Below are 11,457 nucleotides of genomic sequence, written 5' to 3' on the forward strand. Positions count from 1 at the left end.
AACGGCGAGGAAAAACTACACGGGTACCATGGGCGGGCTAGGGTAGGCGCACCGGTGTTGCGCACCCGGCACGTCGCGGTCGCCATCATCAGGACGTCATCGCGCACGCCCCTCGAGCACGCGCGCGACGTCGTCGACGCCCACGCCGATGGCCGCGAGCGCGACGAGTGTGTGATAGATGACGTCGCCCCCCTCTTCGGCGGCGCGCGCGCGGTCCTCGTCGGTGCACGCCACCGCGAGCTCGACCGCTTCCTCGCCCAGCTTCTTGAGACGCAGGTTACGGTCGGCGAGCAGTCGCTGCGTGTAGCTGGGTTTGGTCCCCTCGGGGAGCGGGAGTGCGGCCTGACGGGAGGCGATGGTGGCGGCGAGTCGGGAGAAGACGCCGTGCGCGGTGGAATCGATGGGGGTGGCAACGGAATGATGAGGGGCGGATGCGTCGAAAGCCCCAGATTCTGTTTTCGGGGGGGGCCCCCCACGCGCCGTCTCGTCTCCCCCCACTCCCATCCGCTCCAACGCCCCAAAACAACTCACCGCCCCCGTATGGCACGCCGGCCCGGCCGGTACCACCAACGCCAGCACGGCGTCGGCGTCGCAGTCCGCGTGCAGCGAGACGACCCGCTGCACGTTCCCGCTCGTGGCGCCCTTGTGCCAGAGCCCCCGCGACCGCGAGTGGTAGTGCATCTCCCCGGTCGCCAGCGTGCGCTCCAGCGCGTCGCGGTCCGCGCGCGCCACCATCAGCACGGCCTGCGATGCGGCGTCCTGGCAGACCACCGTGACGTAGCCGCCCCCTTTCGCGAAGTCGAGTGTCTCGAGATCCAGCATCGTCCTGATCCGTCCTATGGCTCCGGTACGCCTAACGCGTCGCGTAGTGGTCGCGACAGCACTGCATTGCTCGCCACCCCATCGCCGCCATCCACCTCGTGCCCGCCACGCCAATCGGTGTACACCCCGCCCGCCTCGCGAATGATCGGGATCAGCGACGCCGCATCCCACGGGCTCAGCCGGTCGTCCACCATCAACTCGGCCCGCCCAGTGGCGACCTGCACGTAGCCGTAACAGTCCCCCCACGTGCGGGCGACCGCGACCTGTGCGCCTAACGCCTTCCACCGCTCCGCCCGGTGCGGGTTGTAGGGGAAGCGTGCATCCGTCACGAGGATCGTCGCCTCATCGAGCGTCGAGACCTGCGACACCGCGCATCGCGCCCCGTTGTACCAGCATCCGCACCCGACCGCCGCGGCCACCATCTCCTCCACCGCGGGGCAGTAGATCGCGCCGGCGATGACGAGGTCGTCCTGCGCCACGGCGATCATCGTCCCCCACAGCGGCACGCCGCGCACGAACGTCTTGGTCCCGTCGATCGGGTCGATGAACCAGCGCCGCTTGCGCGTGTCGCCGCTGAAGCCGAACTCTTCGCCCAGCACCGCGTCTCCCGGAAAGCGCGCCGCGATCCACTCGCGCGCCGCCTCTTCCGCGCTCCGATCGGCGATCGTGACCGGGCTGCCATCGCCCTTCGTGTCGACGGCCAGCGACGACTTGAAGTACCGCAGCGCCACCGCACCGGCAATCCGGGCCACGTCGGTCACCGCCTCGAGCAGCACCGTTGGAGTCGTCATGCTGAACCGGCCCTCGCGGAGGCCATCGTGGACCGCACCGGGATTCCCGCCGCACCCATCGCCCCCTTGAGCGCGGCCACCGTGGTCACACCATCATGGAGAATCCCCGCGACCAGCGCCGCGTCCGCCCCGCCGGCAGTCAATGCCGCGCACACGTGGGTCGCGTTCCCCGCGCCGCCAGATGCAATCACCGGGACCGAGACCGCGTCGCTGATCGCTCGCGTCAACGCCAGGTCGTAACCGCTCCGTACCCCGTCGCGATCGATGCTGGTGAGCAGGATCTCGCCGGCCCCGCGGCGCTCGCACTCCTGCGCCCAGCCGATCGCCTCCAGCTGCGTGGGGACCTTCCCGCCCTTCACGAAGACACGATACGCCCCGTCGATCATCGCCGCGTCGATGCTGGCCACCACGCATTGGGCCCCGAACCGATGCGAGGCCTCGGCCAGCACCTCCGGACGCTCCACCGCCGCGCTGTTGAGGCTCACCTTGTCCGCCCCGGCGCGCAGCGCCCGCGCCACGTCGTCGGCCGACCGAATGCCCCCGCCGATGGTCAGCGGGATGAACAGGCGCTCCGCCGTGCGACGCGCCAGGTCGAGCAGCGTCGAGCGCTCCTCGGCGCTCGCCGAGATGTCGAGATAGACGATCTCGTCGGCCCCTTCCTGTTCGTAGCGCTCGGCGAGAACCACTGGGTCGCCCACGTCGCGCAGCGATTCGAAGTTCACCCCCTTCACCACACGCCCGCCCTTCACGTCGAGGCAGACGATGAGACGCCGAGTCAGCATCAGTGCGAACCCCGACCGGCGCCGCGTCGGGGCGATTCGGGCGCGTCGCCGTCCGTCCGGCGCAGCGACACGCTCCCCTTGGTGGAGAAGACCGCCCCACTGTCCACCAGCGCGTCGCGCATGGCGAGCCCCAGCGCCTTGAACGCCCCCTCGATGATGTGGTGGCGGTCCGTGCCCCGCAGCACCCGCAGGTGCAACGTGCTCCCCGCGTGCTCGGCAAAGGAGCGCATGAAGTGGTCGTACAGCGAACTCGGGACCGGCCCCTCGTAGTAGAAGCGCCCGCCGATGTCGATGGCGCATTCGACCAGCGCCTCGTCCATGGGGATTGTGCGGTGCCCATAGCGGGCCGCCGTGGCCGGCACGGCGTCCTTAAACGCCGCGCCTAACGCGATCGCCACGTCCTCGATGACGTGGTGGCGCAGGTCCCCGCGGGCCTGCACGGTGAGTCCCAGCCCCGCGTAGCGCGCCCACGTCAGCAGCATGTGGTCGAGGAAGGGGATGGACGTGTCGACCGCCACGTCGCCGCCCCCCAAGGTCAGCGTCACCCGGATGCTCGTTTCGCGCGTCTCGCGCTCGATGGTGCCCATGCGGTCCTCGTCAGGCGTGCGGTGTCGTATTGCGTGTCGCGTGGCGCGATGCGTCGCGCGACATGAGAAGGGAGACTAGACGGAGAACTCGTCGACAATGGCGCGGGGGTCGATCGCGCCGGTGTACAGCGCCATCCCGATCACGGCGCCGCTCACCCCGCGATCCTGCAGGGCGTGCAGGTCGCCGACACTCCCCACCCCGCCGGCGGCGTACACGGGGAACGCCGCGGCATCCACCACGTCCTCCATCAGCGGGAGGTCGGTCCCTTGAAGCTGCCCCTCGCGATGCACCGCCGTCACCAGCAGCGCCGCCAGCGGGAGGGTACTGACCTCCTCCACCATGTCCAGGATGTCGCGCGGGAGCGTGCGCTGCCATCCGCGCGTGACCACCTTCCGGTCGCGCACGTCGGCCGCCACGATGATCTCGCCCGGGTTGTCGTGAGCCAACTCGGCCAGCCAGTCCAGATCCTCGAGCGCCCGCGTCCCCACGATGGCGTAGCGCGCCCCCTCGTTGAGGATGTCGTCGACGGCGTCGGTGGTGCGTAGCCCGCCCCCCACCTGCACATCGGCCCCGCCCTCGCGCAGGATCTCGCGCACGATGGCCAGGTTGTTCCCCTTGCCTAACGCCGCATCCAGGTCCACCACGTGCAGGCGCGCGAAGCCGAGGCGCACCCACTCGCGCGCCACCGCGGCGGGATCGGCCAGGCGCACGCGTTCCTGGGCGTACTCCCCGCCTACCAGCTGCACGCACGCCCCCTCCCGGAGGTCGACGGCCGGAATCGCGATCATGCGAGCATCTCCCGAAGGAAGGCATGGACGAACGCCACGCCGGCGCTCGACGATTTCTCAGGATGAAACTGCACCCCCACCGTACGCCCCACTCGAACGGACGCGGGGAACCGATCTCCTTCGTGCGTGCTCCACGACGTCACGCAGGCGAGATCCGTGGGACGGCAGATGAACGAGTTGGCGTAGTACACGTCCCGCAGCCCCGACTCGGCAAACAAGGGATCGCGCGCGTCGTCGGCGGCGTTCCAGCCAATCTGCGGCAACCGCTCGGCGCGAATGCGCTCCACACGACCCGGAATCACCCCCAGGCCAGCGCCGGGCCCCTCGTCGGACGTCTCGAGCAGCAGCTGCATGCCCAGGCAGATCCCGAGGCACGGGAGCCCGGCCGCGAGTGCCGCACGCATCGCCACGCGTCCAGGCGCCAGGCGCTCGGCGGCGGGCGTGAAGGCGCCAACGCCCGGGAGCAGCAAGACATCGGTCTCGATCGCGCGCGCCGGGTCCACCTCGATCACCGGTGCCGTGCCGAACGACGCGACGGCCTTGGCCAGCGAGTGCAGGTTCCCCGCGCCATAGTCGAAGATCGTGATACGGGAGTGACGCGACTCAGGCATCGGCTCGCTCCCCGGCGTTGAAGGGGCGCGCCTCATGCGGAAGGATCGCCAGCAGCGCATCCAGCACCCGCTGCATCACCGCCCAGTCGGCGATGCTGATCCGCAGCGCGTCGCCGATCCCCGGGAGCCCCACGAAGTGCCGGACCAGGATGCCACGCTCGCGCAGCGCCGCATGCGCGGCGCGCGAGTCCCCGACCGGGAGCAGGACGAAGTTCGCCGCACTGGGCAGCGGAGCGAACCCCGCGCCACGCAGCGCGGCGATGAACCGCTCGCGCGCGGCCACGATGCGCGCGACGCCATCCGTGACCCACGCGAGGTCCTCGGTGACGGCCGCGAGTGCGGCCCGCTCGCCTAACGCCGTGACCGTGAACGGTCCGCGCGCCTTTTCCAGCTCGGCGATGAGTGGCCGCGCCCCTACGGCGAATCCCACGCGCATCCCCGCCAGCCCGAACGCCTTCGAGAAGGTGCGGAAGACGAGCGAGCGTCCATGTGCCGGCGCCTCACGCGCCAGGTTGCTGCCGGCAAACTCGGCGTACGCCTCGTCGACGAAGGTGAGCCCGCGCGCCTCGCGCAACACCTGCTGCAGTGCAGCGGCGGCCATCGGGAGTCCGGTCGGGTTGTTGGGGGTGCAGACGTACGTGATGGGCGCCTGTGCCGCCACCAGCGCGTCGGCGTCGGCGTCGAAGCGCGCGGTGAGCGGAACAGGAACAGGCGTGAGCGAGTTGCTCGTCGCGAAGACCTTGGCCATCACGAACGTCGGATCCATGTAGGCCACGCGATCACCGGGTTCCCCCAGCGCCCGAAAGGCGCAGCTCATGATCTCGTCGGACCCACACCCCACCATGATCTCGTCAGGCGACACCCCCACGTAGGCCGCGATCCCCTCGCGCAGCGCGCGCGAGTAGGTGCTGGGATAGTGGGCCAGGCGGTCGCCGACTCCCGCGGCGATCGCCCGCAGTGCAGCTGGCGGCGCGCCGAAGGGCGACGTGTTGTCGGCGAGCGTGATCTCGCACGGCGTGGGATCGACGTCGTAGGCGCGGAGCCCCTGATACACGGCGCGCGGTGTCCACGCGCGCGGCGCTGCTCCGGCGCGCGGCGCTTCTCCGGCGCCGCTCACGCCCCGCCCCCGGGGATGCCGGCCGAGATGCTCCACGCCCGCGCGGCTCGGGCATGTCCGTCCAGCCCCTCGGCGTCGGCAAAGTTGCCCACGTCGGTGGCCAGCCGCGCCGCCGCGTCGGGGGTCACGCGCTGGTACGTCGTCCACCGGATGAAGTCGAGCGTCGACAGCCCGGAGTACGACCGCGCCAGCCCGTTGGTCGGGAGCGTGTGGTTCGCTCCGGTCATATAGTCGCCAAACGATACAGAAGCGGTCGTCCCCACGAAGATGGTCCCCGCGTTGCGCAGGTCACCGAGGATGGCGTCGGGCGCGGCCACCGCCAGCAGCAAGTGCTCGGGGGCGTAGGCGTTGGAGAGCGCGACCGCCGCCCCCAACGTGTCGACCGAGATCACGCCGCCGTTGGCCTCCAACGCCTGCTTGATGATGCTCGCCCGCCCATAGCCGCCAACCATCGTCTCCAGCGCCGTCTCGATCTTCGCCGCCACGTCATCGCCCACGGCCACCGCCACGACGCAGGCCAGCGGATCGTGCTCGGCCTGCGCCAGGATCTCGCGCGCCACCTGCGCGGTGTCGCACGAACTGTCGGCGATCACCAGCAGCTCGCTCGGCCCCGCCGGCGAGTCGATCGCGCACGCCTTCGCCACCTGCACCTTGGCTTCCGTCACCCAGGCGTTCCCCGGGCCGACGATACGATCGACGCGCGGGACGCTCTCCGTCCCGTACGCCATGGCCGCGATGGCCCCAGCCCCACCTAACGCGAACACCCGGTCCACCTTGGCGATCGCGCACGCCGCTAGCACCGCCGCCGAGGGGAGCCCGTTGCGCCCAGGCGGGGAGCAGAGGATCACCTCGCCCACGCCGGCCACGCGCGCCGGGATCGCGCCCATCAGCACCGAGGAGGGATACGCGGCGCGCCCACCCGGAGCGTACACCCCGACCGTGCCTAACGGGTCCGGCCGGCGCCCGATCGTGATGCCGGGCTCCGTCTCCACCTCGGTAAGCACCGGGAGGAAGGCACGGTGTGCCGCCTCGATGTTGCGCGCCGAGCGCTCCATGGCCGCGCGCACCTTGGGGTCGATCGACTCCAGCGCCTTGTGCCACTCGGCCTTGGGAACATCGAGCCGCTTGAGCGAGACGAGGTCGTACTCGCGCGCCAGCGACTTGAGGACGGTGTCCCCCTGGTGGCGCACCGCGTCGATCGTCGCGCTCACCGTGTCGCGCAACACGTCGTCGTCGGCGGTCGAGCGGTCGATCAGCCCCTTGAGTCCGTCGGCACCTAACGACGACGCGGCGCCGCGAAAGCGCAGCTTGAGTGTGCTCTTGGTCTCGCTCACGGCATCAGCCTCTCGATTCGAGTCACCAGGATCCCCTCGGCCCCAAGCGTCTTGAGCGAGGCGATGGTGCGATAGATGGTCGCGGCGGGCACCACGGCGTGCACCGCCACATGGCTCCCCCCGTTCATGATGTCGATCACCGTCGGTCCATTGAGCCCCGGGATCACTTCCTTCACCTGCGGCAGCGCTTCCCGCGGTACGTTGGCCATCAGGTACCGCTGGCCGCGCGCCCGCAGCACCGACTCGAGCGCTGACGTCAGCTCCGACAATGCCTGCCCCTTGGCCGGGTTCCGCTCCGCGGCCCCCGGCGCGGCGATCAGGCGGGCCGTCGACAGCATGACCGTCTGCACTTCGCGCAGCCCGTTCACCTTGAGCGTCGAACCGGTCGACGTCAGGTCGACGACGACGTCGGCGATGCCAAGGTGCGGCGCGATCTCGGCCGCCCCGCTCACGGGGACGACCTCCACGTCGACCGAGTGCTGCTTGAAGAAGGCACGCGTGATCCGCGGAAAGACCGTCGCCACGCGCGACCCGCGCGCCAGATCGGAGACCGCCCGCGTCGGCGACTCATCACGCACCGCCACCACGAGGCGACACTTCCCGAAGCCGAGGTCGAGTCGGGAGTCGAGCGGCCGCTCCGACTCGCAGACCAGGTCCCACCCCGTCACCCCAGCGTCGGCGGCCCCGTCGGCCACGAACTCGGGGATGTCCTGCGCCCGAACGAAAATCGCTTCGAACTCACCGCCGAGCGACGCGGTCAGGGCACGCTCGCCGGAGGCACGGACCTCGAGACCGGCGTCATTGAAGAGCTCGCGCGCTTCTTCGGCGAGCCGCCCCTTATTGGGCAAGGCAATCTTGAGCATGGTGCGGAGGCGGGTCCTGCGTGAAGGATGGTCGAGCGGCGATCGAACAGCGGGGCGGGCGGCCGATCAGCTGGCACACCACAGGGTCGAACAAACAAAAAGGCCCGTCCATGGTGGACGGGCCTCGGCACTCATTCGCTTGCCGCTGGCGTTGTGGCTGCCAACTACCGCACGCGAACTACGCCCAGACCCGTCGGGGTATGGCCGTGATGCGCGTGATGGTGGTGGGTCACCGAGCGAAGCATGGCGCGGAACGTAGCCTTAGTGACCGAGGTCGTCAACTCGATCGTCCCCTACACGCGACATTTCGCGAGTCCTAGCTTGCAGCCCATGACACCCATGCGACCCTTCATCCACCTGACGCTCGCTCTCCCGCTCGCGTACTCGCTCGTCGCCTGCGGAGGGCGCGAGACCAACGAAGCCGATAGCGTCCTCGCCGCCACCCCGAGCGCTTCTGCGCCGGTCGCCGATTCCGGCGCCGTCGCCACCCCAGCGGCACCGATGCCCGCGGTGAACGCTGCCCCCATCACCGGCACCATCATCGAGGTGAAGATGATCGGCGACGCCAAGGGGTACCGCTTCGAGCCGGCGAGCATCGCCGCCAGGCCGGGCGATGGCGTGAAGTTCGTCGTCGTCTCGGGCGGCCCGCACGAAGTTGCCTTCGATCTCGACGTCGTACCGGCCGAGACCAAGCCCCAGCTGATCGCCAACATGCCGAACGGGGCCAACGGCCGTTCACCGCTCCTCTCGGTCGCGCAGGAAACGTGGACGCTCTCGCTCGGCGGGCTCAGGCCGGGCAAGTACCCCTTCGTCTCGACACCGCGCCTCCCGCAAGGGATGAAGGGCGAGATCCAGATCCAGTAGCCCTCGAGACGCCCCCTCAGGATGCCGCCGACCGGCACCTATTCGCGCGCCGCACTGGCGACCCGCCGCTTCCGCTTCATTCCACGGGCGGCGTGGCTGGGGGCGCGCGCCCGCAACGTCTTGCAGCGCCCCTGGCGTCTGCTGGTCATCGGGACCGCGGTCTTCGTCGGCGTCCTGCTCTCGTATCTCTTTCTTCCGGCGGGGGCGCAGGGCGTCCTCAACCTCCTTCGCCCCGACCGAATCGAGTGGCGTGACACGACGCTCCTGCTGACGAGGGAAAGCGCTGCTCGGGCCAGATTGGCCTCCGCAGATAGCTCACTGGCCAGTTTGCGTGCTACGCGTGCCGCGTTGGTGGCGGCAATGTCGCCGCCAGTAGCCACGGCCGAACAGTCGGCCGCCGGTGACTCGATCGCGACGAGGGCCGCGGCGCTCAGCGCCCTGCTGCAGCGTGCAGAGAGCGCCCCGCTCCCCGAGACCTTTCGCGCGCTGGCCAACACGCCGGTCCTGCGCGGCGACCCGCGCGTCCGCGCCCTGCTCGACTCGCTGAACGACGTCGAGCGGGAACGCGACGACCTCGGCGCAGGGGCCACGGTCGATCCGGTCTTCGTGGCACTCACGACGCAGGCCAACGAGCTGGGACGACGCATCATCATCGTCGGCCAGTCACGACTTGCCGCCCTGACCCGCGAGCAGCTGGCGCTGGTCACTCCTGTGGCGCCGACCGCTGCTGACTCTGCGGCGGTCACTCTCCCCGATTCGCAGGCGACCCTCGCGGTCCGTCGGTCGGCGTGGGTGGCGTACGAAGCGGCGCGGCGGACGCTCACCAATGCTCGGGCGGCCAACGCACGCGCCGACTCGGTCGCCTCGCGCGAACGGGCGCGCAACCAATTGGCACCCATCCCGATCCTCGTGGCCGGGGCGCTCATCATCGCCGCTGCGGTCACCTTCGCCCTCGCCATGTTCGACGAAATGCGAAGTCCGCGAGTGGCAGATGCGGTCGAGGCCGAGCGGCTCACCTCCCTTCGCGTGCTGGGGGTGGCCAGGCTGCGTGCCCTCCCGGCGGAGCGCAGCCGCCGTGCGGCCGATCGGCAAGTCCCTGCACTGCTCGATCCAACCTTCGACGCCTACCGGGTGCTCGCCTGGCACCTGTCGTCGCAGTGGCCGAAGGATGGCATCGTGACGGTCACCGGTGACAACTCGACGGTCGCTGCGGCGGTGGCCGCCAACCTCGCCGCCGTCCTGGCCAACGATGCACGCGTCACCTTGCTGGTCGACGCCGATCTGGCCGAGGAGCCGGTGCGGGCGCTCTTCTCCCTCCCCCGGTCGCCTGGGTTGGTCGCCGTGGTGGAAAACCGTCGGAAGTGGTCGGAGGTGCTCGTGCCGGTGCCCGTGGGGCGCGGGCGTACGATGGACGTACTCCCGGCCGGGGGGCGCGAGGCGCCGCTCGGTCCCGCCGAGTCGCAGGCGCTGGTCACGGAGGTGCAACGCGCCGCACGACGGCACGATGCGACGATCGTCGTGACGACCCTGGCGGGTGCCAAACGATTTCGTGCGGGCGATGACGTGGTGGTCTGCGCCACGCAGACGCGCACGCGACTCGCGACGCTCGCGCGAACGGTCGCGTCGATGATCGACGAAGGGGCCCGCGTGCGCGGCGTGGTCCTGTGGGACGGCCCGCTCCCGGCAGCGCCCAAGGCGCCGCGATCGGCCTCCGCCCCCGCGGCGGCCTAGGCACGGACAGCATGTTTGCCGATACGCTGCTCGCCGCCGAGCGCGGGCACTTGCTGCGGCTGGCGCTGTGGGGCGCCATGAGTGTGGTGGCCGGCAGCGCGATCCTGGCGCTGCTTTCGGCGCGGCGCGTGCGGTCGCCACTGCTGCAGCATTTCGCCATCCAGACCGCCGCGTGGGGAGCGGTCGACCTCGCGATCTGCGCCGCCGCGTGGCGCGGACTCACGCTCCGTGACCTGACCGGTGCCGTTGCCCTCGATCGGTTCCTCTGGTTCAACATCGGGCTCGATGTGGGGTACGTGGCCGTCGGGGTGACGCTGGCCGTCGTCGGCTGGCGGCTCACCCGATCGCTGGCGCTGATCGGCGCCGGAATCGGGGTCATCGTGCAGGGGATTGCACTCGCGCTGCTCGACCTCGTCCTCGCATCGCTCATCACCCGCGGCTAGCTTTCCGCCCCCCGTTGCACGCTTCCCCGGTCGACCCAGCATGACAGTCATCGGCTACTCCGACCGCATCAATCACGCGCTGGCCTTCGCTGCCAAGCACCACGACCAGCAGGTGCGAAAAGGGACGCGCCTTCCCTACCTCACGCACCCCGCCAACGTGGCGCTCATCCTCACGCGCTACGGCCAGGAGGACGAGACGGTGATCGCCGGGATCCTCCACGACGTCATCGAGGATACGGTGCGGGAGGCCTACTCGCGCGAGATGCTGGTGTCGCGCATCCGCGAGAAGTTCGGCGAGGAGGTGCTGGACACGGTGCTGCAGGTGACGCATCGCCATGCCGACGACGATGGGGTCGAACTCTCGCCCGCCGACCGCAAGGCCGACTACCTCGAGCGGCTGGCGGAGGCGTCGACTCGCGCCCGCTGGGTCTGTGCCGCCGACAAGCTCCACAACGCGGCCACCATCGTCGCCGACGTGCGGCGCACGGTCGAGCCGGACTCGGTGTGGGGGCGCTTCAAGGCAGGGAAGGAAGGAACGGTGCGCTGGTACCGCGACGTCCACGACCGGCTCACGTCGTTAGGCTTCGAGGCGCCGATCATGGGCGAACTCGCGCGCGTGGTCACGGAGCTGGAGGAGTTGGCACGGCAGTAAGGGAGTGCGTCGGCACGACGGGCGCGTTGGCAGAACAGGCACGACGGGAAAGGGCGCCACTCGCGTAGCGC

At 70.3% G+C, this 11,457-nt stretch carries 13 protein-coding genes; 4 read left to right on the forward strand and 9 right to left on the reverse strand.

Annotation, left to right across the window (positions count from 1 at the left end; all coding sequences use genetic code 11):
* Positions 1–96 precede the first annotated feature (96 nt).
* The 9 genes from hisE to IPN47_20560 form a co-directional block, all read right to left on the reverse strand.
* Positions 97–822 (reverse strand): phosphoribosyl-ATP diphosphatase, encoded by a 726-nt coding sequence (gene hisE / locus IPN47_20520; protein MBK9410381.1) that lies wholly within the window; start codon positions 820–822, stop codon positions 97–99.
* Between the two features lie 14 nt (positions 823–836).
* The gene (hisN, locus tag IPN47_20525) at positions 837–1,613 is read right to left on the reverse strand and encodes a histidinol-phosphatase (GenBank protein ID MBK9410382.1); all 777 of its coding nucleotides are present in this window, start codon (positions 1,611–1,613) and stop codon (positions 837–839) included.
* On the reverse strand, positions 1,610–2,395 hold the full coding sequence (hisF, locus tag IPN47_20530) for an imidazole glycerol phosphate synthase subunit HisF (protein MBK9410383.1): 786 nt from the start codon (positions 2,393–2,395) through the stop codon (positions 1,610–1,612). Before hisF ends, hisN begins: the two co-directional genes overlap by 4 nt.
* Positions 2,395–2,982, reverse strand: a complete 588-nt coding sequence (locus tag IPN47_20535; protein MBK9410384.1) for an imidazoleglycerol-phosphate dehydratase — start codon at positions 2,980–2,982, stop codon at positions 2,395–2,397. The genes hisF and IPN47_20535 overlap by 1 nt, the downstream gene beginning before the upstream one ends.
* A gap of 75 nt (positions 2,983–3,057) precedes the next feature.
* Positions 3,058–3,771: a 1-(5-phosphoribosyl)-5-[(5-phosphoribosylamino)methylideneamino] imidazole-4-carboxamide isomerase gene (locus IPN47_20540; GenBank protein MBK9410385.1), complete on the reverse strand. Its 714-nt coding sequence runs from the start codon at positions 3,769–3,771 to the stop codon at positions 3,058–3,060.
* Positions 3,768–4,382, reverse strand: coding sequence for an imidazole glycerol phosphate synthase subunit HisH (gene hisH / locus IPN47_20545; protein ID MBK9410386.1), 615 nt, complete (start codon positions 4,380–4,382; stop codon positions 3,768–3,770). The genes IPN47_20540 and hisH overlap by 4 nt, the downstream gene beginning before the upstream one ends.
* Positions 4,375–5,436: a histidinol-phosphate aminotransferase family protein gene (locus IPN47_20550; GenBank protein ID MBK9410387.1), complete on the reverse strand. Its 1,062-nt coding sequence runs from the start codon at positions 5,434–5,436 to the stop codon at positions 4,375–4,377. Before IPN47_20550 ends, hisH begins: the two co-directional genes overlap by 8 nt.
* Before the next feature lie 59 nt (positions 5,437–5,495).
* A complete protein-coding gene (gene hisD, locus IPN47_20555) occupies positions 5,496–6,833 on the reverse strand; it encodes a histidinol dehydrogenase (GenBank protein MBK9410388.1) in 1,338 nt (445 codons plus the stop codon).
* Positions 6,830–7,696: an ATP phosphoribosyltransferase gene (locus IPN47_20560; protein MBK9410389.1), complete on the reverse strand. Its 867-nt coding sequence runs from the start codon at positions 7,694–7,696 to the stop codon at positions 6,830–6,832. Before IPN47_20560 ends, hisD begins: the two co-directional genes overlap by 4 nt.
* A 339-nt stretch (positions 7,697–8,035) precedes the next feature.
* On the opposite strand from IPN47_20560, the gene IPN47_20565 reads away from it, so the two are divergent.
* From IPN47_20565 to IPN47_20580, 4 genes are read left to right on the forward strand one after another with little or no spacing between them, the layout of a single operon-like run.
* Positions 8,036–8,560 carry a hypothetical protein gene (locus IPN47_20565; GenBank protein ID MBK9410390.1) on the forward strand — a complete coding sequence of 175 codons (525 nt, stop codon included), beginning with the start codon at positions 8,036–8,038 and terminating at the stop codon, positions 8,558–8,560.
* 21 nt (positions 8,561–8,581) lie between these two features.
* Complete coding sequence (locus IPN47_20570) at positions 8,582–10,291, forward strand: hypothetical protein (GenBank protein MBK9410391.1); 1,710 nt, start codon at positions 8,582–8,584, stop codon at positions 10,289–10,291.
* A gap of 11 nt (positions 10,292–10,302) precedes the next feature.
* Entirely contained in the window at positions 10,303–10,734 is a 432-nt protein-coding gene (locus IPN47_20575; protein MBK9410392.1) for a hypothetical protein, read from the forward strand.
* A gap of 40 nt (positions 10,735–10,774) precedes the next feature.
* Positions 10,775–11,386, forward strand: a complete 612-nt coding sequence (locus tag IPN47_20580) for a bifunctional (p)ppGpp synthetase/guanosine-3',5'-bis(diphosphate) 3'-pyrophosphohydrolase (protein MBK9410393.1) — start codon at positions 10,775–10,777, stop codon at positions 11,384–11,386.
* Positions 11,387–11,457 lie beyond the last annotated feature (71 nt).

It is taken from the genome of Gemmatimonadota bacterium (assembly GCA_016719105.1).
GTDB lineage: Bacteria > Gemmatimonadota > Gemmatimonadetes > Gemmatimonadales > Gemmatimonadaceae > SCN-70-22.